Source organism: Corynebacterium sp. 2571A, assembly GCF_055700935.1.
In genome coordinates, this window is record NZ_JASTTE010000002.1 from 468,338 (window position 1) to 493,402 (window position 25,065).

At 67.6% G+C, this 25,065-nt stretch carries 22 protein-coding genes; 17 read left to right on the forward strand and 5 right to left on the reverse strand.

The genetic code is table 11. From position 1 onward, the window contains the following. Window positions 1-2 precede the first annotated feature (2 nt). The 11 genes from murG to ileS all read left to right on the forward strand — a co-directional run bounded on the left by murG (window position 3) and on the right by ileS (window position 12,451). Entirely contained in the window at window positions 3-1,085 is a 1,083-nt protein-coding gene (murG, locus tag QQS53_RS05600) for an undecaprenyldiphospho-muramoylpentapeptide beta-N-acetylglucosaminyltransferase (RefSeq protein ID WP_472774910.1), read from the forward strand. 71 nt (window positions 1,086-1,156) lie between these two features. Then, window positions 1,157-2,572: a UDP-N-acetylmuramate--L-alanine ligase gene (gene murC / locus QQS53_RS05605; protein WP_472775058.1), complete on the forward strand. Its 1,416-nt coding sequence runs from the start codon at window positions 1,157-1,159 to the stop codon at window positions 2,570-2,572. After that, window positions 2,569-3,222: a cell division protein FtsQ/DivIB gene (locus QQS53_RS05610; protein WP_472774911.1), complete on the forward strand. Its 654-nt coding sequence runs from the start codon at window positions 2,569-2,571 to the stop codon at window positions 3,220-3,222. Before murC ends, QQS53_RS05610 begins: the two co-directional genes overlap by 4 nt. Window positions 3,223-3,454: 232 nt before the next feature. Then, window positions 3,455-4,753, forward strand: a complete 1,299-nt coding sequence (gene ftsZ, locus QQS53_RS05615; protein WP_472774912.1) for a cell division protein FtsZ — start codon at window positions 3,455-3,457, stop codon at window positions 4,751-4,753. A gap of 31 nt (window positions 4,754-4,784) precedes the next feature. Continuing rightward, entirely contained in the window at window positions 4,785-5,549 is a 765-nt protein-coding gene (gene pgeF, locus QQS53_RS05620; protein ID WP_472774913.1) for a peptidoglycan editing factor PgeF, read from the forward strand. Continuing rightward, window positions 5,539-6,294, forward strand: coding sequence for a YggS family pyridoxal phosphate-dependent enzyme (locus tag QQS53_RS05625; protein WP_472774914.1), 756 nt, complete (start codon window positions 5,539-5,541; stop codon window positions 6,292-6,294). The genes pgeF and QQS53_RS05625 overlap by 11 nt, the downstream gene beginning before the upstream one ends. Window positions 6,295-6,357: 63 nt before the next feature. Further along, window positions 6,358-6,801 (forward strand): cell division protein SepF, encoded by a 444-nt coding sequence (locus QQS53_RS05630; RefSeq protein ID WP_472774915.1) that lies wholly within the window; start codon window positions 6,358-6,360, stop codon window positions 6,799-6,801. Window positions 6,802-6,927: 126 nt separating this feature from the next. After that, window positions 6,928-7,218 (forward strand): YggT family protein, encoded by a 291-nt coding sequence (locus tag QQS53_RS05635; RefSeq protein WP_070768273.1) that lies wholly within the window; start codon window positions 6,928-6,930, stop codon window positions 7,216-7,218. 291 nt (window positions 7,219-7,509) lie between these two features. Continuing rightward, entirely contained in the window at window positions 7,510-8,583 is a 1,074-nt protein-coding gene (locus tag QQS53_RS05640; protein ID WP_472774916.1) for a DivIVA domain-containing protein, read from the forward strand. 149 nt (window positions 8,584-8,732) lie between these two features. Next, window positions 8,733-8,939 carry a hypothetical protein gene (locus QQS53_RS05645; RefSeq protein WP_290222428.1) on the forward strand — a complete coding sequence of 69 codons (207 nt, stop codon included), beginning with the start codon at window positions 8,733-8,735 and terminating at the stop codon, window positions 8,937-8,939. A 362-nt stretch (window positions 8,940-9,301) separates the two neighbouring features. Beyond that, the gene (ileS, locus tag QQS53_RS05650; protein ID WP_472775059.1) at window positions 9,302-12,451 is read left to right on the forward strand and encodes an isoleucine--tRNA ligase; all 3,150 of its coding nucleotides are present in this window, start codon (window positions 9,302-9,304) and stop codon (window positions 12,449-12,451) included. On the opposite strand, the gene QQS53_RS05655 is transcribed toward ileS, so the two are convergent. Both QQS53_RS05655 and QQS53_RS05660 read right to left on the reverse strand, forming a co-directional pair. Beyond that, a complete protein-coding gene (locus tag QQS53_RS05655; RefSeq protein WP_472774917.1) occupies window positions 12,448-13,689 on the reverse strand; it encodes an MFS transporter in 1,242 nt (413 codons plus the stop codon). The two genes, ileS and QQS53_RS05655, sit on opposite strands and share 4 nt — an antisense overlap. Beyond that, window positions 13,686-14,342 (reverse strand): GntR family transcriptional regulator, encoded by a 657-nt coding sequence (locus tag QQS53_RS05660; RefSeq protein ID WP_472774918.1) that lies wholly within the window; start codon window positions 14,340-14,342, stop codon window positions 13,686-13,688. The genes QQS53_RS05655 and QQS53_RS05660 overlap by 4 nt, the downstream gene beginning before the upstream one ends. A 58-nt stretch (window positions 14,343-14,400) precedes the next feature. Here QQS53_RS05660 and QQS53_RS05665 point away from each other — a divergent pair, with 58 nt between their 5' ends. Beyond that, window positions 14,401-15,813 (forward strand): DNA polymerase IV, encoded by a 1,413-nt coding sequence (locus tag QQS53_RS05665; RefSeq protein WP_472774919.1) that lies wholly within the window; start codon window positions 14,401-14,403, stop codon window positions 15,811-15,813. Here the strand turns inward: QQS53_RS05665 and QQS53_RS05670 are convergent. Beyond that, window positions 15,810-16,748: an asparaginase gene (locus QQS53_RS05670; RefSeq protein ID WP_472774920.1), complete on the reverse strand. Its 939-nt coding sequence runs from the start codon at window positions 16,746-16,748 to the stop codon at window positions 15,810-15,812. The two genes, QQS53_RS05665 and QQS53_RS05670, sit on opposite strands and share 4 nt — an antisense overlap. Window positions 16,749-16,920: 172 nt before the next feature. Between QQS53_RS05670 and QQS53_RS05675 the strand changes: the two genes are divergently transcribed. Beyond that, the gene (locus tag QQS53_RS05675; protein WP_246819217.1) at window positions 16,921-17,517 is read left to right on the forward strand and encodes a WKL family lipoprotein; all 597 of its coding nucleotides are present in this window, start codon (window positions 16,921-16,923) and stop codon (window positions 17,515-17,517) included. An 87-nt stretch (window positions 17,518-17,604) separates the two neighbouring features. Here QQS53_RS05675 and QQS53_RS05680 read toward each other — a convergent pair whose 3' ends face one another. Further along, window positions 17,605-18,546, reverse strand: coding sequence for a hypothetical protein (locus QQS53_RS05680; RefSeq protein ID WP_472774921.1), 942 nt, complete (start codon window positions 18,544-18,546; stop codon window positions 17,605-17,607). Between the two features lie 32 nt (window positions 18,547-18,578). Here QQS53_RS05680 and lspA point away from each other — a divergent pair, with 32 nt between their 5' ends. Genes lspA through QQS53_RS05695 form a run of 3 tightly spaced genes read left to right on the forward strand, consistent with a single transcriptional unit; the run spans window position 18,579 to window position 20,543 of the window. Then, window positions 18,579-19,088 (forward strand): signal peptidase II, encoded by a 510-nt coding sequence (gene lspA, locus QQS53_RS05685; protein WP_472774922.1) that lies wholly within the window; start codon window positions 18,579-18,581, stop codon window positions 19,086-19,088. After that, window positions 19,072-19,998, forward strand: coding sequence for an RluA family pseudouridine synthase (locus QQS53_RS05690; protein WP_472774923.1), 927 nt, complete (start codon window positions 19,072-19,074; stop codon window positions 19,996-19,998). The genes lspA and QQS53_RS05690 overlap by 17 nt, the downstream gene beginning before the upstream one ends. After that, a complete protein-coding gene (locus QQS53_RS05695) occupies window positions 19,995-20,543 on the forward strand; it encodes a hypothetical protein (protein ID WP_472774924.1) in 549 nt (182 codons plus the stop codon). The genes QQS53_RS05690 and QQS53_RS05695 overlap by 4 nt, the downstream gene beginning before the upstream one ends. On the opposite strand, the gene rarD is transcribed toward QQS53_RS05695, so the two are convergent. Beyond that, entirely contained in the window at window positions 20,518-21,405 is an 888-nt protein-coding gene (gene rarD / locus QQS53_RS05700; protein WP_472774925.1) for an EamA family transporter RarD, read from the reverse strand. The two genes, QQS53_RS05695 and rarD, sit on opposite strands and share 26 nt — an antisense overlap. Before the next feature lie 65 nt (window positions 21,406-21,470). Between rarD and dnaE the strand changes: the two genes are divergently transcribed. Beyond that, on the forward strand, window positions 21,471-25,040 hold the full coding sequence (gene dnaE / locus QQS53_RS05705; RefSeq protein ID WP_472774926.1) for a DNA polymerase III subunit alpha: 3,570 nt from the start codon (window positions 21,471-21,473) through the stop codon (window positions 25,038-25,040). Window positions 25,041-25,065 lie beyond the last annotated feature (25 nt).

Consider the following 25,065-nt stretch of genomic DNA (forward strand, 5'->3'; position numbering starts at 1 on the left):
TCATGAATTCAAAGCCTTTATCCGTCGTCGTCGCTGGTGGCGGCACTGCCGGACATATTGAGCCGGCCCTGGCTGTGGCCGCTGTCCTGCAGCGCGACTACGGCGCCCGTATTACCGCTCTGGGCACCCAGAAGGGGCTGGAGAGCGACCTCATTCCCGCCCGCGGGGTCGATCTGGAGATGATCACCCCGGTCCCGATCCCGCGCAAGCTCAGCCTGGACCTGCTGAAGCTGCCGTACCGCCTGGTGCGTTCCGTGCTGGAAGCGCGCAAGGTTCTTAAGAAGGTGGACGCCGACGCCGTCTTCGGCACCGGCGGCTACGTCGCCGCGCCGGCCTACCTGGCCGCGGCCAGCCACCACCTGCCCTTCTACGTGCTGGAGACCAATGCGCTGGCGGGCCTGGCCAACAAGCTGGGCGTCAAGCTGGGCGGCATCGGCTTCAACGCCCACCCGAATTCGGGCATGCCGGGCGAGCAGATCGGCATTCCGGTGCGACCGGAACTGGGCAACGATCCGGAGGCCGCCGCCCGCGGGCGCGAGCTCTGGGGTCTGCGCGAGGGTATTCCCACCATCCTGGTCACCGGCGGCTCCCAGGGGGCGGCCAGCATTAACCGCGCCGTGGCCGCGGCGAAGTCCTCCTGGGACGGGGAGTTCCAGGTCCTGCACGCCGTCGGCAAGAAGAACGCGCTGCCCGAGTCGAGCGAGGGCTACGTGCCGGTGCCGTATATCGACGACATGTCCGCGGCCCTGGCCGTGGCGGATCTGGCGGTTTGCCGCTCCGGGGCGATGACCGTGGCGGAGGTCTCCGCCGCCGGCGTGCCCGCCATCTACGTGCCGCTGCCGCACGGCAACGGCGAGCAGGCTCTCAATTCCAAGGACGTCGTGGCAGCGGGAGCGGCCGTCCAGGTCCCCGACGCCGAGCTGGACGGGGCGCGCCTGGACCGCGAGGTGCGCGCCATCCTGGGCGATGAGCAGCGCCTTGAGTCTATGCGCGCGGCTGTTGCCAACAGCGCGGCCGGCGGCGCGGCCCAGCGCCTGGCCGACCACATCGCCACCGCCGTCCGAGAAGGCAAGGAGGTCTCCTAGTGGGTCCCGAATCCACCCCAGACGCAGTCAACCTCGACCGGGTCCACCTGGTGGGCATCGGCGGCGCCGGCATGTCCGGCCTGGCCCGGATCCTCCTGGCCCGCGGCAGCGCCGTGTCCGGCTCGGACCAGAAGGAGTCCACCGCCGTGGAAGTCTTGCGCACCCTCGGCGCGCACATCTCGGTCGGCCACGCCGCGGAGAACCTGCGGCTCGGCGGCGAGAACCCGACCGCCGTGGTCACCTCTTTTGCCGCGATCCCGCAGGACAACCCGGAGCTGGTCGCCGCGCGGGAGGCCGGCATTCCGGTCATTCGCCGCTCCGACCTGCTGGGCGAGCTGATGGAGGGCTACACCCAGGTGCTGCTAGCCGGCACCCACGGCAAGACCTCGACGACCTCGATGACGGTCAACGCGCTGCAGCAGGCCGGCGAGGACCCGTCCTTCGCCATCGGCGGCCAGCTCAACCGGGCCGGCACCAACGCCCACCACGGCACCGGGAAGGCCTTCGTGGCCGAGGCGGACGAGTCGGATGCCTCCCTGTTGCGCTACCGCCCGGACGTGGCGGTGGTGACCAATATCGAGCCTGATCACCTGGACTTCTTCGGCACCCCAGAGGCCTACTTCCAGGTCTTCGAGAACTTCGCCGATCGGATCACCCCGACCGGGCACCTGGTGGTCTGCCTGGAGGACGAGCACGCGGCCCAGATGGGCCAGCGCGCCGCCCAGCGCGGCATCGCCGTCGTAGGCTACGGCACCCCCGACGCCGTAAAGCGTTACCCGGACGTTCCGGCGGCCGCGGTGATTTCTACCGAGGAGGCCACCGCGGAGGGCACCCGGGTCACCGTCCACCTGGATGTGGCGGGGCACTCGGTGGGGCTGGACTACCTGCTGCAGGTCCCCGGGCACCACATGGTGCTCAACTCGGCCGCTGCCTTGGTGGCCGGCACGCTGGCGGGCGCGGACCCGCACAAGCTGGCCGACGGGCTCAGCGACTTCACCGGCGTGCGCCGGCGCTTCGAGTACCGCGGGGCCGTCGCGGCGGGGCCTCAAGGCCAGGAGCCGGTGGAGGTCTTCGACGACTACGCGCACCACCCGACCGAGGTAGCCGCGGTCCTGCGCGCCGCCCGCGAGCGGGTGGAGGCGACCACCCGCGCCGGCCGCGTGGTGGTCTGCTTCCAGCCGCACCTGTACTCGCGCACCATTAAATTCCAGCAGGAATTCGCCGACGCGCTGAGCCTGGCGGACGTGGCGGTCGTGTTGGATATCTACGGCGCCCGCGAGCAACCGGTGGAGGGGATCACCTCCCGCATCATCACCGACAAGATACCCGCGGGAACCGAGGTCTTCTACGAGCCGGACTTCTCCGCGGCGGCGGCCAGCGTGGTCGCGGCCGTCAAACCGGGCGATCTGGTGCTGACCATGGGCGCCGGCTCGGTCACCTTGGTGGCCGCGGAGATCCTGGCTGAGCTGGAGCAGCGTTTCCAATGAGGAGCAAGCTAGTACTGTCGGTGGTCGGCGCCCTCGTGGCGGTGGCGGTCATCGCTGCCGCCGTGGTGTGGTTCTTCCCCGTGTTTAAGGCCCAGGATTTCGAGCTCAACGGCGCCACCCAGGTCACCGAGGAAGAGGTCCGCGAGGCCTCCGGGATAGCCGAGGGCAGCAACCTGATGCGCCTGGACGCGCACGCGGCCGCCGAGGGCGTGGCCACCCTTCCCTGGGTCAAGTCCGCGACGGTGGGCCGCTCCCTGCCCAGCACGGTGCAGGTGGATATCACCGAGCGGGAGGCCGTGGCCTTCCTGCGCGAGGGCGATGGCACCCACCTCATCGACTCGGCGGGCAAGGAATTCGTCGTCGCCGAGCCGCCGGAAGGGGCCGTGGAGATCGACAGTGATGACAAGTCCAGCCTGGTCGACGCCGTCGAGATCTTGGCCGCCCTGTCGCAGGACCAGCGCGCCCAGGTCGAAAAGCTCAGCATGGACGAGAAATACTCGGCCACGCTGCACCTGACGGAAGGCCGCACGGTCGTCTGGGGCGCGAACGACGACAACGCCGACAAGGCGCGGGCGTTTTCCACCGTGCTGCAGATGGACGGCACCCAGTGGAATATCACTAACCCCGAGTTGGTGACTAAGCGCGGTTAGCGCTGTAAAAAATTCTCGAATTCGCGCCCCCGCCTGATTGCCGTATGGTGGGGGCGCGAACTGCATAAAAGCCCATGTCAGCAACCCTAAAGTAGAGGTTGAGGGTACCGACACGCGGGCAAATGAACACGTAAATTACACGTGTGTCAGTGAAGATGGATAGCAACCGCGTCATAGGCGCGCAATTCCTCGTTTATTTACCAACAAATCCCGAAAGGTTTGACCACCTCTCATGAGCACACCGAACAACAATTTGGCGGAAATCAAGGTCGTCGGCGTCGGCGGCGGCGGCGTCAACGCCGTCAACCGCATGATCGAAGAAGGCCTCAAGGGCGTCGAGTTCGTGGCAATTAACACGGACTCCCAGGCGCTGATCTTCTCCGACGCCGACTTCAAACTGGATATCGGCCGCGAGGCCACCCGCGGCCTGGGCGCCGGCGCCAACCCGGAGGTCGGCCGCACCTCCGCCGAGGACAACAAGTCCGAGATCGAGGACGCCCTCAACGGCGCCGACATGGTCTTCGTCACCGCCGGCGAGGGCGGCGGCACCGGCACCGGCGCCGCCCCGGTCGTGGCCTCCATCGCCAAGAAGCAGGGCGCGCTGACTGTCGGTGTCGTCACCAAGCCCTTCAAGTTCGAGGGCGCCCGCCGTACCCGCCAGGCCCTGGAGGGCATCGAGCAGCTCCGCGAGGTCTGCGACACCTTGATTGTCATCCCGAACGACCGCCTGCTGCAGCTGGGCGACGAAAACCTGTCCATGATGGAAGCCTTCCGCGCCGCCGACGAGGTCCTTCACAACGGTGTTCAGGGTATCTCCAACCTGATCCTCATCCCGGGCATGATCAACGTCGACTTTGCCGACGTTCGCTCCGTCATGGCCGACGCCGGCTCCGCCCTGATGGGTGTGGGTTCTGCCCGCGGCGACAACCGGGTCATGACCGCGGCCGAGCAGGCCATCAACTCCCCGCTGCTGGAGTCCACCATGGAAGGCGCCAAGGGCGTGCTGCTGTCCGTGGCCGGCGGCTCCGACCTGGGCCTGCAGGAGGTCTACGAGGCCTCCTCCATGGTCGAGGAGAAGGCCGACCCGGACGTCAACCTGATTTTCGGCACCATCATCGACGACAATCTGGGCGACGAGGTCCGCGTGACCATCATCGCCACCGGTTTCGACGCCGAGAAGAACGCTACCGATAAGCCGGCTGGCGAGGCCCACCCGCAGCAGCCCCAGCAGCAGCGTTCGGGTTCGCTGTTCGAAAACCGCGACCGCGCCACCGAGCCGGAGCCGGCCGAGGAGCCGCGCGGCGGCTACGAGCCGCGCCACCAGCTGCGCCACGACGAGCGCGAGGGCTACAGCCCGCGCGAGTCCGAGCCGCAGCGCCGCGCCGGCGATTCCCGCGGCGACGGCGGGCTGTTTACCACCCGCGAGCGCTTCGACCGGGAGGCCCCGCGGGGGGACTACCGCCCGAGCTACCGCGACGAGCGCGACAACCGCGGCGACGATGACCTGGACGTGCCGGACTTCTTGCGCTAATTGAGTCCCCGCGCGCGCTAGTCTGGAGTGCATGCCAGTAAACGAGGAAGCACGCACCACCCGCCCCGCCCGCCTGAAACGCCCCTTCCGGATGGTCTTTACGGCCCGCTCGGGAGGGGCTTCGGCGTCCCCGTACGAGTCTTTCAACCTGGCTGAGCACGTGGGCGACGACCCGGCGGCGGTCGCGGCGAACCGGCAGCGCCTGCGCGAGCTGCTGCGCCTAGACGAGATCGTCTGGATGGAGCAGCTCCACACCAATAACGTCACCGTCGTCGACGGCCCGCGGTCTGCGCCCGTGGAGGCTACCGATGCCCTGGTCACCGCCACCGAGGGCCTCGCCCTGGGCGTGCTGGTCGCCGACTGCACCCCGGTGCTGCTGGCCGACCCGGAAGCCCGCGTGGTCGCCGCCGCCCACGCCGGGCGCTTAGGCGCGCGCAACGGGATCGTGCCGGCGACCGTGGAGGCGATGTGCGATCTTGGCGCGCGCCCGGAGCGCCTGCAGGTGCTGCTGGGCCCGGCCGCCAGCGGACGGCACTACGAGGTGCCCGCCGAGATGGCCGCCGACGTCGAGGCCCACCTGCCCGGCTCGCGGACGACGACCGAGAAGGGCACCCCGGGCATCGACGTGCGCGCCGGACTCATCCGGCAGCTGATGGGCCTGGGCGTTACCGCCATCCAGGCGGATCCGCGCTGCACTATCGAGGACACCACTTTCTTTTCCTACCGCCGGGAGGGGACGACCGGCCGGCAGGCAGGACTCATCTGGTTGGAGGAGCAGACCGACAATGACCGATAAGACTACCCCGCAGGACCGCCAGCAGGACACGGCAGACCAGGGCCGCGACCAGGCCCGGCTCGCCGAGTTGGAGCGCGGACTGGCCCGCACCCGCGAGCAGATTGCCGGGCTGGCCGCCGAAGCCGGCCGCCCGGCGCCGCGCCTGCTGCCGGTGACCAAGTTCCACCCGGCCGAGGACATCGCGCTGCTTAGCCAGCTGGGCGTGACCGACGTCGCCGAAAACCGCGAGCAGGAAGCCCGCGCCAAGGCCGAGCATCTGCCCGAGATGCGCTTCCATATGATCGGCCAGATCCAGACCAAGAAGGCCAACCACGTGGCCCGCTGGGCACACAGCGTGCACTCGCTGGATTCCGAAAAACTCGCCCACGCCCTCGACCGCGGGGTGGAGCTGGCCCGCGAGCGCGGCCAGCGCAGCGAGAACCTGCCGGTCTACGTGCAGCTGTCCTACGACTCGGATCCGTCCCGCGGGGGCGCGGCCTGGGACACGGCCGAAGACCTGCTGCGGGTGGTCGAGGATTTGGACAACCTGGACCTGCGCGGCATCATGGTTGTCCCGCCCGTGGAGGCGGACGCGGCAGAGGTCTTTGCCTCCGCGCGCCAGCTGGCCGACGAGCTGGGGGAGAAGCTCGGCCAAGCGCTCGAGCTGTCGGCCGGGATGAGCACGGATCTGCGCGAGGCAATTTTTGCCGGCACGGATATCGTGCGTGTCGGAACCGGCATCATGGGCACGCGGCCAGTAGGTTAAAAACCAACGCAAAGACGCATATCAGACCGCACTTGTACATTTCGGGTCAGAGGGAGACCACATATGTCATTTATTGATCGCACGAAGGAGTTCTTCGGCCTGCAGCCGATGGACATGGACCACGACGACGCCTACTACGAGGACGACGCTCGCTACGCCACCGCCGGCTCCGCGGCCTACCAGCCGCGCCCGAGCTACGAGCGCACCCCGGCCGAGCCGGAGTTCGCGCCGACCATCGTGCCGATTTCCCTGACCACCTACAACGACGCCCCGAAGATCGGCGAGCCCTTCCGCGACGGCGACGCCGTCGTCTTCGAGCTGACCGACGCCGAGAAGTCCGCCGCCAAGCGCTTCATCGACTTCGCCGCCGGTCTTTGCTTCGCGCTGCGCGGCCGCATGGTCGACCTGACCAAGGGGCTGGACACCGACCGCCGCGTGTTCGCCATCGTGCCGGAGCGCGCCAACATCTCCACCCTGGAGCTGGAGCGCGCCGCCCAGCTGCGCTAAGCGCGTCACGGCTTTTTGTTCCCCGGGCTTCGCCCACCGGTTAACCCGGTGAGGGCACCCGGGGATTTTTCGTGGCTTGCCGGGTAATTCCCCAAAGGTGGGGGTAGTTCGGATAGGGTCGATGGGGTGAGTCAATTAGGAATTATTCTGTACGCCGTGCTCCGGATCTTTTCCCTAGCGCTAATCGTGCGCATCATCATCGAGATGATCCAGTCCTTTTCCCGGCAGTTCAACCCGCCGCGCTGGTTCATGATGTGCGCCGAGCCGCTGTTTGCGGTCACAGATCCGCCCGTAAAAGCCCTGCGCAAACTCATTCCGCCGCTGCGGCTGGGCGGGGTAGCGCTAGACATGTCAATCATCGTCCTGTTCATCATCCTGGCCATCCTGATGAATATCGTCATCGCCACGATGGTCTAGTTTCCGTGATCTAGCCGGCCGCCGGCGGGCTAGAACACACGGGTAACGGACGGGCACTAGCGGGGCAGAGGTAAACGAAAGTGCAAAATCGTCAACCTCGGCTTAATATTGAGACTTGAGTAATCGTCCGTTACTGTGTCTTTTTGGTTACAATGAAACGAAGAATCGTATTATTGTCCGATTAGAAAACCTTGGGTTGGGCGACGAGTGTAGGCTCGTAGCTTGATTCATATCTTCTATTGGCTCCGGAAACCTCCGGGGTTGCACCGACTTGAAGGGGAAGAGAAGTCAATGCCGCTGTCACCAGCTGATGTACACAACGTCGCGTTCAGCAAGCCGCCGATTGGCAAGCGTGGCTACAACGAGGACGAGGTCGACCAGTTCCTCGACCTGGTTGAAGACGCCCTTGCCCAGCTGCAGGACGAGAATGACGACCTGCAGTCGCAGGTCAACAGCCTGCAGTCCGGCTCCGGCGCCGCCACCGCTTCCGCGGCGTCCGCTACCTCTTCGGTCGACGAGGCCGCTCTCCGCAAGGAGATCGAGGCAGACCTGCGCTCCCAGCTCGACAAGGAATACGAGAAGAAGCTGGCCGACGCCAAGGCTGAGGCCGCGCAGAACGCCAAGAAGGAGCAGGCTTCCGCTGCCGCTGGCAAGTCCAGCGCCGACTCCAAGGAGCTGAAGGCCGCCCAGGACGAGGCCACCAAGGCCAAGCAGGACCTGGACAAGGCTCGCCGCGACCTGGAGGCTGCCAAGAAGGAAAACCAGGAGCTGCAGAAGAAGGTCGCGGACGTTTCCGCTTCCTCCGCTTCCGCTTCCACCGCCAAGGAGACCCCGGCGGCTGCCGCCACCGCGGACGCCAACGGCCTGGCTACCCCGGAGACCCACATGCAGGCCGCCCGCGTGTTGGGCCTGGCCCAGGAGATGGCCGACCGCCTGACCAACGAGGCCAAGGCCGAGTCCGAGTCCATGCTGACCGACGCGCGCACCGCCGCCGAGAAGCAGCTGTCCGACGCCGACACCAAGTCCCGCACCCAGCTGGACGAGGCCCAGAAGAAGGCCGACGCCCAGGTCGCCGAGGCCCAGCAGCGCGCCAAGCAGACCGAGTCCGAGGCTAACTCCCGCGCCGAGGCCCAGATCCGCCAGGCCGAGGAGAAGGCAGCGGCCCTGCAGGCTGACGCTGAGAAGAAGCACACCGAGATCATGAATACGGTCAAGCAGCAGCAGACCGCCCTGGAGACCCGCATCTCCGAGCTGCGCACCTTCGAGCGCGAGTACCGCACCCGCCTGAAGACCCTGCTGGAGTCCCAGCTGGAGGAGCTCGAGACCCGCGGCTCCGCCGCCCCGAACGGCGAGTCCAACTCCTAAGACCTCGCTAGGGGAGGAAGCTCGTTATCCCCGCGCTACCGCACGCCCCCGGACGCCCACGGTCATAACCGTGCGCGACGGGGGCTTTGGTGTAGGTTTAATGCATAAGCCAGTTTGATACGCATCTGCGAGAAAGGGCGTCATTTTCCATGCTGATTGCTGCCTTGGTCTTAGCGTTCATCGCTTTCATCGCCTTCGTCAACTACCTGCTGTCCGCGGCCACCTGGTCGCTCGTGGTGGTTTTCGTCGCCGCAGCCGCCGGCATCATCCTGGTTATAATCGACGCCTTCGCCAAGCACCGCGGGGACCGGACCCCGCCTAGCTCGCAGCCGCAGGACGCGGCCCACCAGTCCTAGCTGTCCCGTCCTCGCCGGCTGGCCTGGTGCGCAAAGGAATTGCCGCCGGGACTGGCTCAGCCGGCGCTCGGGCGGCTATACTAAGGGCTTATATACGATGATCCGGCAATCACCGGGGAGTATTCCGGAAGAACGGCGCTGCTTTTTACGTTATCTGAGCAGCGCTTATTAGAACCGGGCGGGTGGGACCGTCAACTCCTTCACGACCAACGAAGCGGGAGCGCCATGTGGGCTCCAAGCGGGGTGGTACCGCGCTCATAACGGGCGTCCCCGCGCAGTGTTTAATTACCGCGCGTGAAGGATGGAGCAATACCGTGAACCACCACAGCCCCAATGTCGGCGGCGTGTACCCCAAGGTCGATATGACCGGCGATTCCAGCCGCTTCCCGGATATGGAAGAGGTCGTCCAGGACTACTGGAAGCAGGACGGGACCTTCCAGGCCTCGTTGGATCAGACCCAGGATAAGCCGGAATACATCTTCTACGACGGCCCGCCTTTTGCTAACGGCCTGCCGCACTACGGTCACCTTCTGACCGGCTACGTCAAGGACATCGTCCCGCGCTATCGCACCATGGCGGGCAACTACGTCCCCCGCGTTTTCGGCTGGGACTGCCACGGCCTGCCGGCGGAGCTGGAGGCCGAAAAGCAGCTGGGCATCACCGACAAGGGCCAGATCGAGGAAATGGGCCTCGAACGCTTTAACGAGTACTGCGCGTCCTCGGTGCTGCGCTACGCGGACGAGTGGAAGGACTACGTCACCCGCCAGGCCCGCTGGGTGGACTTTGACCACGGCTACAAGACCATGGACCTGGACTTCATGGAGTCGGTCATGTGGGCCTTCAAGGAGCTCTACGACAAGGGGCTTATCTACCAGGGCTTCCGCGTGCTGCCGTACTCCTGGGCCGAGCACACCCCGCTGTCGAACCAGGAGACCCGCCTGGATGATTCCTACAAGATGCGCCAGGATCCGACGCTGACCGTGACCTTCCCGGTCACCGGCGCGCTGGCCGGCTCGGCCGCGGAGGAGACGCTGCAGGCCAACCCGGAGCTGGCCGATGCCTCCTTCCTGGCCTGGACCACCACCCCGTGGACCCTGCCGTCTAACTCCGCCCTGGCCGTGCACCCGGAGGTCACTTACGCCCTGGTGCGCGTGGGCGGCGACGGCGAGTTCGCCGGCCGGCTGTTCGTGCTCGCCGACGGGCTGCGCGCGGCGTATGCCAAGGAGCTGGGCGATAACGCCGAGGTCGTCAAGACCTTCACCGGCGCGGAGCTGACCGGCTTCAAATACCAGCCGATCTTCGATTACTTCGCCGACATGCGCAACGGCTTCCAGGTGCTGTCTGCCGACTACGTCACCACCGAGGACGGCACCGGTGTGGTCCACCAGGCCCCGGCCTTTGGTGAGGACGATATGAACACCTGCGCCGCCCACGACATCGAGCTGGTCATCCCCGTCGACGACGACGGCAAGTTCACCTCCCAGGCGCCGGACTACGAGGGCCAGCTGGTCTTCGACGCCAACAAGGACATCATCCGCGATCTGAAGGCCGCGGGCCGCGTGGTGCGCCACCAGACCATCGAGCACTCCTACCCGCACTCGTGGCGCTCCGGCGAGCCGCTCATCTACAAGGCGATGCCGTCCTGGTTCGTCAAGGTCACCGAGTTTCGCGATCGCATGGTCGAGCTCAACCACAACGAGATCGAGTGGATGCCGGGTCATATCCGCGACGGCCAGTTTGGCAAGTGGCTAGAGGGCGCCCGCGACTGGAACATCTCCCGCTCGCGCTACTGGGGCGCGCCGATCCCGGTGTGGGTCTCCGACTCCGAGGAGTACCCGCGCATGGACGTCTACGGCTCGCTCGACGAGCTGGAGCGCGACTTCGGCGTGCGCCCGACCTCGCTGCACCGCCCGTACATCGACGAGCTGACCCGCCCGAACCCGGACGATCCGACGGGCAAGTCCACCATGCGCCGCGTGCCGGACGTGCTGGACTGCTGGTTCGAGTCCGGCTCCATGCCGTTTGCTCAGAAGCACTACCCGTTCGAGAACAAGGACTGGTTCGAGACCCACTCGCCGTCGGACTTCATCGTCGAGTACTCCGGCCAGACCCGCGGCTGGTTCTACGTCATGCACGTTTTGTCCACCGCGCTGTTCGACCGCCCGGCGTACAAGAAGGTCGTCGCCCACGGCATCGTCCTGGGCAACGACGGGCTGAAGATGTCCAAGTCCAAGGGCAACTACCCGGACGTCAACGAGGTCTTCGACCGCGACGGCTCGGACGCCATGCGCTGGTTCCTCATGTCCAGCCCGATCCTGCGCGGCGGCAACCTCATCGTGACCGAGCAGGGCATCCGCGACGGCGTGCGCCAGGCGTTGCTGCCCATCTGGAACGCCTACTCCTTCCTGCAGCTCTACGCCGGCCAGGAGGCGCACTTCGACACCTCGTCGACCAACGTGCTGGACCGCTACATCCTGGCCAAGACGCACGACCTGGTCAAAAACGTCGATGCCGCCCTGGCGAATACCGACATCGCCACGGCCACCGAGGAGGCGCGCCTGTTCGCGGACGTGCTGACCAACTGGTATGTGCGCCGCTCCCGCGACCGCTTCTGGTCCGGCGACGCGGAGCACCCGGAGGCCTTCAACACCCTCTACACGGTGCTGGAGACCGTGGCCCGCGTCTTCGCTCCGCTGCTGCCGCACATCAGCGAGGTCATCTACCGCGGCCTGACCGGTGAGCGTTCCGTCCACCTGACCAGCTTCCCGGATCCGGCGGACTACCCGGCTGACGATGCCCTGGTCTCCGCCATGGACGCCACCCGCGCGGTGGCCTCGGCGGCGTCCTCGGTGCGCAAGTCCAACAAGCTGCGCAACCGCCTGCCGCTGCCGAAGCTGACCGTGGCCATGGCCGGCGCGGATAAGCTGGCGGACTTCGCGGGCATCATCCGCGACGAGGTCAACGTCAAGGAGGTCGAGCTGACCGAGGACGTGGATTCCGCCGGCCGCTTCGAAGTCGTCTGCAACGCGAAGGTCGCCGGCCCGCGCCTGGGCAAGGACGTCCAGCGCGCGATCAAGAACCTGAAGGCGGGCAACTACGAGCGCCAGGGCGAGGAGGTCGTCGTCGACGGCGACATCACCCTGCACGCCGACGAGTACACCGAGCGCCTGCAGGCGGCGGATCCGGACTCGACGGCCCGCATCGACGGCGTCGACGGGCTGGTGGTGCTGGACACCAACGTCACCGAAGAGCTGGAGGCCGAGGGCTGGGCCGCGGACGTTATCCGCGGCCTGCAGGATGCCCGCAAGGCCTCCGGGTTCGAGGTCAGCGACCGGATTTCCGCGGTGCTCTACGTGCCGGCGGAGAAGGAAGACTGGGCTCGTCGCCACGCCGAGCACATCGCGGGCGAGGTGCTGGCCACGGACTTCCAGGTCAGCACAAACGCCCCCGCTGATAGCGAGGGCGTGCACCAGGTGGTGGCGGGAGTTACTGCCACCGTCGCGAAGAATTAATTCGCGCCCGGCAGGTGCTTGCGCCAGGCCAGGGACACGTTGCCCAGGCAGAACAGCGCGAGCACCGCGCCGACGGAAAACAGGCTGGTAAAGCCGATATACGGCGCCAGCGCCGAGAACGCCATCGGGATGAAGAACCCGAGGTAGGCGATGCAGTAGTAGACGGCGGTCAGGCCGGCCAGCTCCCGCTCGCCGGCAATCCGCTGGACCTCGGACAGGCCGGCCACCAGGGCCAGGCCGTAGCCGGCGCCCATCGTGGCCGCGGCGAGAATTCCCAGCGGCAGCGACAGGGTGTGCGCGGCGGCGGCCCCCAGCAGGGTGCCGCAGGTGATAACCGCCATGGCGATAGCCGAGGCGCGCGCCGAGCGGTGGGTGTCAATGACCTGGCCGAGCATCTGCACGCCCACGCCGCAGCCCAGGGTGATGACCGTCATCAGGCCGGAAAAGGCGATGGGGACGTCCCCGGCTGAGCGGGAGAGCAGCTGGGGCAACAGAGCATAGGCCGCGCCGGCGCAGCCGAAGACCCACGGGGCGACGGGGACCACCACGCGCAAAAAGCGGCGGTGGGCGGCGGCCGGGATGCGCAGCATGGCCAGCATGTCGCCGATGGTCAGCTCCAGCACCGTGCGCTTGATGGACCCGCGCATGGGCTGCCGGGTCTCCGGGGCGTGGCCCAGCCACCAGCCGGTGGCCAGGGTGAGCACGATGTGGATGACATACGCCAGGTGGGTGGGCCACGGGCCCCACTGCGCGAGCACCGAGGCGAGGCCGGCGCCGACGAGGAAGCCGACGGTCAGGCACAGTGAGGCCTTGCGGGCGCCGCCGCGGGGCTCGAGCTCGGTGATCCAGGTGGACCCGACCGCCATGACCAGGCCCAGCGCCATCCCGCAGAGCACGCGCCCGCTGGCGATAATCAGCGGCTCGTTCGGGGCCACCGACAGCAGGAAGGAACCGAACAGGGACAGGGGAGCGGCCGGCAGCAACGTGGGCTTGCGGCCGATGAGATCGGACAGCGGCCCGCCGATGAGCAGGGCGGGGATAATGCCCACCACGTAGGCGGCGAGCAGGCCGTTGACGGTGACCTGGCTGAAGCTGGAGACCTCGCGGTACATCACCAGCAGCGGGGTGAACTCGTTGCCGCCCCAGGCGACGGCGACCATGGTGCCGGCCACCGGCCACCAGGCGTGGGAGGGATAGGACTTGACGGAGGGGATGCGTTCGGTAACGGTAGTGGTCATAACTGATTTCGGGAGTGGGTGAGGTGTTCGGATAAGGCGTGGCTGTAAGCCTCGAAGTCGCCGTCGTTAAGGGCGCGGGTGAGCTGGCGGTGGCCGTCGACGAAGCGGCGGGCGCGCGCCGGGCTGCGCCCGACCGCCGTGGCGGTAAAGCGCTGCTGCTGCTCGCGCAGGCTGTGGCCGAGCTGGGACAGGAAGCGGTTGCCGCCGTTGTCCATGATGGTCTGGTGGAACTTGGCGTCCAGCCGGGTGTATTCGGCCAGGTCTTCGGCCGCCAGAGCTTCGTCCTGTTCGGCGATGATGGCCTCCAGCACGCTGCCGATGACGTGCCGCTCGCTGTCGGAAAGCCCGCAGATATGCTCGGCGGAGAAGCGGTCCACCAGCTCGCGGGCCTCGTAGACCTCGCGGATGTCCCGGGCGGTCAGCGGCACCACCAGGGCGCCGCGCTTGGGGTAGAGCTGCAAGAAGCCTTCGACCTCTAGACGGAGGAAGGCTTCGCGGACGGGAGTGCGGCTGCAGCCGAGCTCCTGGGCCACTTCGCCCTCGCTCAGCATGGTCGATCCGGGCACGGTGCCGTCGATAATTCGTTCCTTGAGGTAGGCGTAGGCCCGTTCCGCCGCGGGCGGGGAGGGGTGCTCGGTCTTTGTATGCAACATGGATACATCATGGATCCAAGTTGGGTCGGCAGGCAAGCGCCGGGTTAAGATCGGGGGTATGCAGCGCTGGGTTCTCCACATCGATATGGACGCGTTTTTCGCCTCCGTCGAGCAGCTGACCCGGCCCACCCTGCGCGGGCGCCCCGTTCTCGTCGGCGGCCTCGGCGGCCGCGGCGTGGTCGCCGGGGCGAGCTACGAGGCCCGCGCCTTCGGCGCCCACTCGGCGATGCCCATGTACCGCGCCCAGCAACTGGTCAGCGCCCGCGCCGTCGTGGTCCGCCCCCGGCGCGTGGTCTACCAGGCCGCCTCCCGGCGCGTCTTTGAACTGATTTCCTCCCGCGTCGGGCTCATCGAGCAGCTGTCCATCGACGAAGGCTTCATGGAGCCGGCCGAGCTGCAGGGCGCCTCCGCGAAGACCGTCTTCGACTGGGCCGAGGAGCTGCGCGCGGCCATCCGCGCCGAGACCGGCCTGCCGTGCTCCATCGGAGCGGGCACGGGCAAGCAGTTCGCCAAGATCGGCTCGGTCGAGGCCAAGCCGGACGGCACCTTCGTCATTCCCGCGGACAAGCAGCTGGACTTCCTCCACCCGCTGGACGTGGCCAAGCTGTGGGGAGTGGGCCCGGTGACCGCGCAGAAGCTGCACTCGATTGGGATTAAGACCATCGGCGACTTGGCCAGCCTGAGCAAGCGCGAAGTGGAGATCTCGGTCGGCTCCGTGGTTGGCGGCCAGCTGTGGGAGATGGCGCGCGGCATCGACCCGCGCGAGGTCGCCCCGCGGGCCATCTCCAAGTCGATCTCCGCCGAGCACACCTACCCGAAGGATCTGATAACGGAGGCGGAGGTGGACGCGGCTATCGACCGCGCCGCCGAGGGCGCGCACGTCCGCCTGCTCAAGGACGGGCGGGGAGCGCGCACCGTCACGGTCAAGCTGCGGATGGCGGACTTTCACATCGAGTCGCGCTCGGCGACCCTGCCGTACGCTACCGACGACTTCGAGACCCTGCGCGCCGCGGCGTTCAAGCTGGCGCGCTACCCCGCGGAGTTGGGCCCCATCCGCTTGGTCGGCGTGGGCTATTCCGGGCTGGAAACCGCCCGGCAGGACGTGCTCTTCCCGGAGCTCGACCGCGAGATCGTCAGGCCCGTCCCGCCGGATAGCGACTTCGAGACTGGCGTGGCCGATCACACGGTGGATACGGGCCCCGTGGCCGTCGATGTCGCCGATACCCCGGATAGCCAGTGGGTGGCCACCCAAGACGTCTACCACCCGGACTACGGACACGGCTGGATCCAGGGGGCGGGACATGGGGTGGTCAGCGTGCGCTTCGAAACGCGCGCTACCGGCCCCGGGCGCACCAAGTCGCTTCCCGACGACGACCCGGACCTGGTGGCCGCCGATCCGCTGGACTCGCTGGCCTGGGACGAGTGGTTCCTAGCCCGCGAGGATGACCTCGCCGGGCTGGACGAGGACTAGAAACTAAAGACCTCGGCCGGGTCCACCCCGCCGGCCAGGCAGGCCGCCAGCAGGATCCGGGCCTGCCCCGGGCGCAGCGGTCCCGCGCCCAAGGCTCCCGCCGCGCCCAACGATGCGCCCCCGCCGTCACCGCCGTAGGCCAGCCGCACCGCGCCGTAGGGCGAGCGGGTCGAAATCACCACGCTGGTCCCGGCCCGCAGCGCCTCGCCCAGGGCCTGGCCCATCGCGGGGGACATGTTGCCCGAGCCCATGGCCGCGACGACGATGCCGCGGGCTCCGCTGGCCACGGCGGCATCGACAAGCTCGCGCCCGGCGCCCGGGTAGGCCGCGAGGGTGGCAACCGGGGCGGTATCCAGCGCGCCCGCCGGCAGCGGGAAGCGGGCAGAAAGCGCGTCTGGTACCTCGAGCGACTCGAAGGCGTCGAGCTGGCTGGTATGCCGCTTGCGCACGCCCGCCGCCGGCAGCGTCTGCCCGCCGAAGCAGACCCACGCCCCGTCGGTGGCAGCGCCCGCGTGGCGGCAGGCGGTGTCCAGGGCCAGCTGCAGGTTGCCCGGCCCGTCGGGCTCCGGGTGGTCGGCGGCGCGCTGGGCGCCGGTAAGCACCACGGGCTTGGCAGGCGCTAGCTGGCAGGCCAGGGCCATGGCCGTTTCCTCCAGCGAATCGGTGCCGTGAGTTATCACCACGCCCGCGGTGGCGGGATCGGCCAGCAGCCCGCGGACCTCGGCTAGCAGCCCGTCCAGGTCGGCCGGCGTGATGGCGGAGGAATCCAGTTGCAAGTAGTCCACGGCGCGGACGGGCAGCGGGTGCGCAAGCCCCCGCACCAGGTCCGCGGCCTGGCGGGTGGGCACCAGCGCGCCGGAATCATCCTTCGTGCAGGCTATGGTCCCGCCGGTGGCCAGGACGACGATGGTCGGGGACGCGGAGGTGGAATTCATGCGCTCCAGCATAACCTTTAGGGGCTGCGTCAAGCGTGGGGGAGTTTGGGAATTGGCTGATAGCTCCGGCGCGCGTGTTTCGCAGGTGGCGGCAAAGCCGGTAGCATAATTAAGGCTGACAGGCGCGCTCTGCAAGACCGCGCGCTGGACCCTATGCAAGGAGATCTTTTTCGTGATTAACGCTCAACTTGGTCGTCGGATTTCCGCCGCGGCACTCGCCACGGCCGCCGGGCTGGCGCTGGCCGCCTGCTCTTCCGACGAGGAAGAGAACAACGCCACCGATTCCGCCGCGACCACCCAGGCGGAATCCGCCGAGGGCACTGACGGCTCCGCCGGAGCCGAGGGTGACAGCGCGACCCCGGAGCAGCCGACCGCCGCGGACCTCAACGCCGTCCTGGCCACCGCCACGGACCCGGCCGCCTCCGAGGAAGATAAGGTTGCCACCGTCCAGGGCGGGGAGACCGCCCCCGAGCTCTTCGAGACCATGGCCGCCTCCAAGGCCGAGACCGGCGCTACCTTCGAGGTCGTCGACCCGGTTCTGCCGGGCTACGCCCCGCAGTCGGTGCTGGCCACCGTCAACTTCAGCGTCCCGGAAGAACCCGGCCAGACCGCCGACAACGTCGAGTTCGTCTACGAAGACGGTAAGTGGAAGCTGTCCCAGTCCTGGGCCTGCACCCTGATTACCAACACCGTCGCCCCGGAGCAGGTGCCGGCCATGTGCACCGACGGCAGCGTCGAAAACAACGACGGCGCCGTCAGCGAGCAGTAAGCCCGCCCGCCGCCGCGCAACTACTGAGCCGAAGACCCTCCCCGCCCTAGCGGCCGGGAGGGTCTCGTGCTGTGCGGAGCCGGGGTTCTAGGAAAAGTCCAGCGCGGTGGCCGAGGTCTGGACCACGCGGACCTCGGACTCCGGGGTGCCGTAGGTGATCTTGGTATGCATGCTGACGTTGCCGGCCACGGGCAGGGGCTTGCCCAGGTCCACGGTCAGCGATCCCGTGCTGTTAGTGCTCGAATCCAGCACCTTCAGCTCCTGGCCCTCCAAGTCGGTTCCTTCCGCCTGGCCGTCCAGGGACAGCGCGCCCAGCGACGGGCGCTGGTGGATCTCCACGCCCAGCTCGGCGCGCCCATCTTTAAGCGATTCCAGCGTGTAGGTCGTCTCCTGCAGCAACACCGCCTCGCCCGGCACGCGCGACTCCACGGTCCAGGTCGCGCCGGGGCCAATCTCCTCGTCCGGGAAGACCACGGGCAGGGCCGTCAGCTTGGTGATGGCCTGCTCGGCGATGGCCCGCGCGGTATCCGTGGATTCCTGCGGCGCGGCCAGGCGCAGCGAGGACATCTGCCCGTTGTCCTCGGCGCGCCAGCCGAACTGGAAGCCTTCGGCCGAGGAGATATCGGAATCGCCGTCGAAGCCGGGCTCGCCCACGGTGAAGAAGGCATTCCGGGTGGCGGGTGCCTGGCCCTCGGTGGCCTCGGAGGCTTCCTCCACGGAGCCTTTCAGCGGCAGGTGCGTGGTGGCGGTGTCGATGTCCTCGGCGCGGAAGTCGGCCGCGGCATCGGCCCGCAGGACGTCCTGCTGGAAGCCCTCCGTGATATCCAGGTTGAGCTCCTGCTCGGAGTCGATATCGGCGAAGGCGAGCACCTGTTTGTCGCCCTGGCCGGTGGATTCGACGGTGACCCGTGGGGCATCGACAGCCATGCCCACGGGCTGCTCCACGGCCGGGCCGGGGGCTTGGTAGTTGCAGCCGGCCAGCAGCAGGGAGGTGACTAGGACAGCGGGGATAGCTTTAACACGAAACACGTATTCCAAATTACCGGATCGTTACGTTTACAATGGACCGGGTGAGCCCAACTAAAAGGAGAAATCTCGGATTAATGGCCACCATCGTGGTGGCGGTGGCAGTCCTCGACCAGGTGACCAAGGCGGTCATGCTGGCGTGGCTCGACGAAGGCGAAGCCGTCGCCGTCATCGGGGACTGGTTCCGGTTCTTCCTCGTCTTCAACCCCGGGGCCGCCTTCTCCATGGGCGGGGAGGGGTCCACCTGGCTATTTACCACCATCCAGCTGGCCTTCGTCGTGGGTGTGGCCATCGCCGCCCCGCGGATCAAAGACCCCGGCCAGGCCGTCGGGCTGGCGATGATCGCCGGCGGCGCCCTGGGCAATTTCATCGACCGTATCGCCCGCGAACCGGGCTTCTGGTTCGGCCACGTCGTGGACTTTATCTCCGTGGGATCGTTCGCCGTGTTCAACATCGCCGACGCGTCCATCACCATCGGGGTGGTCGTCTTCATCGTCGCCATGTTCCTAGAGGAAAGGAGCCAAGCCCGTGCACAGGGAGAGTAGAACGCTGCCCGTCCCCGAAGGACTCGCCGGCATGCGGGTCGATGCCGCCCTATCCAAGCTGCTCGGCTTCTCCCGGGCCACGGCCGCGCAGCTGTGCGCCGACGGCGACGTCACCGTCGACGGCAAGCCGCAGAGCAAGTCCGACCGCCTGCTGGAGGGCGCCTGGCTGGACGTGACCATGCCGGAGCCGCCCAAGCCGCTGATGCCCACCGAGGAATTGGTCGAGGGCATGGACATCCTCTACTCCGATGACGACGTCATCGCCGTGCACAAGCCCGTGGGCGTGGCCGCCCACCCCACCGTCGGCTGGGACGGGCCCACCGTCGTCGGGGGCCTGGCCGCGGCTGGGTTCCGGATTTCTACCTCGGGGCCGCCGGAGCGCAAGGGCATCGTCCAGCGCCTGGACGTGGGCACCTCCGGCGTGATGGTGGTCGCCGCCAGCGAGCGCGGCTACTCGGTGCTCAAGCGCGCCTTCAAGGAGCGCACGGTGAAAAAGACCTACCACGCGCTGGTCCAGGGCCTGCCCGATCCCATCGAGGGCACCATCGACGCGCCCATCGGCCGGCACCCGTCCGCCGGCTGGAAATTCGCCGTCACCGAGGACGGCAAGCCGGCCGTGACCCACTACCAGCTCATGGAGGCCTTCCGCGAGGCCAGCCTGCTGGAGGTCCACCTGGAGACCGGCCGCACGCACCAGATCCGCGTGCACATGTCCGCCACCGGGCACCCGTGCTGCGGGGATCCCATGTACGGCTCCGATCCCAATCTCGCGCAGCGCCTGGGGCTCATCCGCCAGTGGCTGCACGCGGTCAAGCTGGGCTTCTACCACCCGGTCAGCGGACGCTGGATGGAGATCACCGCGCCGTACCCGGATGATCTGGCCCACGCCCTCGACGTGGTGCGCGGATGAATGGCCGCGGCTGGGCGGTCGTCGGCGTCGCCGCGGTCGGGGTGGTCTGGGCGGCCGGGGCCTGCGGCGCGCAGCCTACCGCGCCGCTGCAGGGCGACCAGCTCGGCCCGGAGGCGGGCGAAGACCAGGGCGCTTACACTGCACGGGCGGCCGGCCGGCTGGCGGAGGCCGACGATGCCACCTCTACCTACGCGCTCGTGACCTTCCAGTCCGCGCTTTCCCCGCAGGAGGCCGCTGACGTCGTGGAGCCGGCCGGCCGCGTCAACGCCCTGCTGGTGGGCGCGTCCGAGCCCATCGCCCTGCCGGAGCCGGTCGCCGGGGCTACCCGGGCGGACGTCTTTGACGCCGCGCTGGATCAGACCCAGGCGGGGCTGGAGGGAATCGGCCGGGTCGAGGTCCCGCGCGAGCTGAGCGCGGTGGTGGTCTGGGACTCGGGTCGGGTCCTGCGGGACATCGCCGGGGAGGGCCAGGTGGCCGCCGTGGAACCCGCGCCCGCCGATGCCGCCTGGGGCAGCTTCGCTATTCGCCCGCCGGGCGCCCTCTAGTCCCCGCCCTGCCCGCGCGAGGCCGGTGGCGCAGCAGGTCGATGAGGTAGACCGCCACGGCCACCCAGATGATAATGAAGCCCACCCAGCGCTCCGGGGGCATGTGCTCCTGGGTGACAAACAGCGCCCAGAGCATCTGCATGGTCGGGGTGATGTACTGCAGCATGCCGATCGTCGCCAGCGGCAGGTGCTTGGCGCCCTGGGCGAAGCACAGAAGCGGCAGCGCGGTAACCAGGCCGGCGCTAATGAGCAGCAACGGGTGCAGCGGGCCCTGGTTGAAAAAGGTGCCCTGGCCGCCGGCCTCTAGGTAGATGAGGTAGCCCAGCGCCAGCGGGACCATGACCAGGGTCTCCGCGGCCACGGAGCCGGTCGAGGAGACTGAGATCTTCTTCTTGAGCAGTCCGTAGATACCGAAGCTGAGCGCCAGTGCCAGCGAGATATACGGCGTCTGGCCCGTCATGAAGGTCAGCCAGAGCACCGCCACCGCGGCAATGAGAACCGCCGCCAGCTGGCCGCGGCGCAGCTGCTCCTTCAGGAAGATGATGCCCAGGCAGACCGCCACCAGCGGGTTGATGAAATAGCCCAGGGCGGCATCGGCGACGTGGTTGGTGTTAATCGCCACGACGTACACACCCCAGTTGATGGTGATCGCCACGCCGCAGGCGGCCATCCAGCCCCAGGTGCGCAGGCTGAAGGCTTGCAGCTCCCGCCAGCCGCCGGTGGCCAGGAGGTAAGCCCCGACCAGCACGGCGGTCCACACCACGCGGTGGGCGAGGATCTCCAGCGGGTCGGCGGGCAGCAGGAGCGGAAAGAAAGCGGGGAAGAATCCCCACATCAGGTAGGCGGCGAGTGTATACAGCATTGGCTTAAAAGGTACCCCTTCCACGGCTTTAAGGCTGCCTTGACGCACCGGCTAGAATAGCCGGCATGGTCAAAAACTCCTCCTTCGTCCACCTGCATAACCACACCGAGTTTTCCATGCTGGACGGCATGGCCAAGGTGGATCTGCTGGCAGAGGAGGTCGGCCGGCAGCAGATGCCGGCCGTGGGCATGACCGACCACGGCAACATGTTCGGCTCCGACGCCTTCTACCGCCGCATGACGGGGGCGGGTATTAAGCCGATCATCGGCATCGAGGCCTACATGGCGCCGGGGTCCCGCTTTAACAAGAAGCGCCAGCTGTGGGGCAACCCGGACCAAAAGCGCGACGACGTCTCCGCCTCCGGCGCCTACCTCCACCAGACCATGCTGGCCGAGAACGCCACCGGCCTGCAGAACCTGTTCAAGCTGTCGTCGCTGGCCTCCTACGAGGGCCAGCTGGGCAAGTGGCCGCGCATGGACGCCGAGCTCATCGCCGAGCACGCCGACGGCATCATCGCCACCACCGGCTGCCCCTCGGGGGACGTGCAGACGCGCCTGCGTCTGGGCCAGTTCGACGAGGCGCTGGAGGCCGCCGCGATGTGGCAGGACATCTACGGCAAGGACAACTACTTCCTGGAGCTGATGGACCACGGGCTGGACATCGAAAAGCGCACCCGCGACGCCCTGCTGGAAATCGGCCGCCGCCTGGACCTGCCGCCGCTGGTAACCAACGACTGCCACTACGTGCTGGAATCCCAGGCCCCCAACCACGAGGCCATGCTGTGCGTGCAGACCGGCAAGACGCTTAACGACCCGGACCGCTTCAAGTTCGGCGGCTCGGGCTACTACATCAAGTCCGCGCAGCAGATGCGCGAGATCTGGGACGAGATGGTCCCGGACGGCTGCGACAATACCTTGTGGATCGCCGAGCGCGTCGGCGACTACAGCAAGGTCTGGGAGGAACACACCCACGACCGCATGCCGATCGCGGACGTGCCGGAGGGCTACAGCCCGACCTCCTGGCTGACCCACGAGGTCATGGAGGGGCTCAAGGCGCGCTTCCCCGACTCGGAGGTGCCGGACGACTACATCAAGCGCGCCGAGTACGAGATCTCGGTCATCGACATGAAGGGCTACCCGTCCTACTTCCTCATCGTGGCCGAGCTGATCAAGCACGCCCGGTCGGTGGGCATCCGCGTCGGGCCGGGCCGTGGCTCTGCCGCCGGCGCCCTGGTCGCCTACGCGCTGACCATTACCAATATCGACCCCATCGAGCACGACCTGCTCTTCGAGCGCTTCCTCAACCCGGAGCGCCCGTCCGCGCCCGATATCGATATCGACTTCGACGACCGCCGCCGCGGCGAGATGATCACCTACGCCGCCGAGCGCTGGGGTGAGGACAAGATCGCCCAGGTGATCACCTTCGGCACGGTCAAGACCAAGCAGGCCATCAAGGACTCCGCGAAGGTGCACTTCGGGCAGGAGGGCTTCCAGATGGCCGACCGCATCAACGCGGCCCTGCCGCCGGCGATCATGGCCAAGGACATCCCGCTGGCCGGCATCACCGACCCGGAGCACGAGCGCTACTCCGAGGCCGCCGAGGTGCGCAACATGGTCGAATCCGACCCGACCGTCCGCCAGATCTACGACACCGCCCGCGGCCTGGAGGGCGTGGTCCGCCAGGCCGGCGTCCACGCCTGCGCGGTGATTATGGCCTCGGTGCGCCTGATGGACCACATCCCGATGTGGAAGCGGCCCGCCGACGGCGCCATCATCACCGGCTGGGACTACCCGGCCTGCGAGGCCATCGGCCTGCTGAAGATGGACTTTCTGGGCCTGCGCAACCTCACCGTCATCGGCGACGCCCTAGAAAACATTCGCAAAAACCGCGGCGAAGAGATCCACCTGGAGGACCTGCACGCCGACGATCCGGCCGTCAGCCGCGTCTACGACCTGCTTTCCCGCGGCGAGACCCTGGGCGTGTTCCAGCTGGACTCCGGCGGCATGCAGGAGCTGCTCAAGCGCATGAAGCCGACGGGCTTCAAGGACATCGTGGCATCGTTGGCGCTCTACCGTCCGGGCCCGATGGGTGTTAACGCCCACTGGGATTACGCCGACCGCAAGAACGGGCGCAAGGAAATCACCCCGATCCACCCCGAGCTGGCAGAACCGCTGAAGGAGATCCTGGACGAGACCTACGGCCTCATCGTCTACCAGGAGCAGATCATGCGTATCTCCCAGAAGGTAGCCAACTACACGGCCGGCGAGGCAGACGGCTTCCGTAAGGCCATGGGTAAGAAGAAGCCCGAGGTGCTCGCCCAGCAGTACGAGAAGTTCTCGGGCGGTATGTTCGACAACGGCTACTCCAAGGACGCCGTCGATGCCCTCTGGGGCACCATCGAGCCCTTCGCGTCGTACGCGTTCAACAAGTCCCACGCCGCCGGCTACGGGCTGGTTTCCTTCTGGACCGCCTACCTGAAGGCCTACTACGCGCCGGAATACATGGCGGCGCTGCTCACCTCGGTCGGCGACAAGAAGGACAAGTCCGCCATCTACCTGTCCGACTGCCGCCACCTGGGCATCAAGGTGCTGCCGCCGGACGTCAACGAGTCCGACGTCGACTTCCAGGCAGTCGGCGAGGACATCCGCTTCGGCATGGGGGCCATCCGCAACGTCGGCGCGGACGTGGTGGAGTCTTTGATTTCCACCCGCCGCGACAAGGGCGCGTTTACCAGCTTCTCCGACTACCTGGACAAGATTGAGCTGGCCGCGTGCTCCAAGCGCGTGACCGAGTCGCTCATCAAGGCCGGCGCCTTCGACTCCCTGGGGCACCCCCGCAAGGGCCTGATGCTCATCCAGGAGGACGCGGTGGACTCGGTGCAGACCACCAAGAAGGCCGCGGACAAGGGCCAGTTCGACCTGTTCGCGGGCTTTGGCGGCGACGACTCCGAGACCGCCAACGCCTTCGCCATCGAGGTCCCGGACGAGCACTGGGAGCGCAAGCACGAGCTGGCGCTGGAGCGCGAGATGCTGGGCCTGTACGTCTCCGGCCACCCGCTGGACGGCTTCGAGGAGGCCCTCGACGCGCAGACCGACACCCCGCTGCCCAAGATCCTGGCCGGGGAGGTCCGCGACAAGCAGGAGCTGCTCATCGGCGGCATCATCTCGGGTGTGGACCGGCGCTTCTCCAAGAAGGACGGCTCGCCCTGGGCCATCGTCACGGTGGAGGACCACCACGGCGCGCAGGTGGAAATCCTGGTCTTCAACAAGGTCTACTCCTTGGTCGCTCCGCAGATCGTGGAGGACAACATCATCCTGGCCAAGGTCCAGGTCAAGATCCGGGACGAGCGCATGTCCCTGTTCTGCAACGACATCCGCGTGCCCGACCTGGGCCCCGGCAACGGCGCCGGCCTACCGCTGCGGCTAACGATGCGCACCGACCAGTGCACCATGGACAACATCGCCAAGCTCAAGCAGGTGCTGAGCAACAACCGCGGCGAGTCCGACGTCTACCTGACGCTGACGTGCGGCGACGAGTCCACCATGATGATTCTGGGCGAGGATCTGCGCGTGGAGCGCTCCGGCAACCTGATGGGGGATTTGAAGGCGACGATGGGCGCCGGCATCCTCGGCTAGCCGGGCAGGGTGAATAAAAACGTCG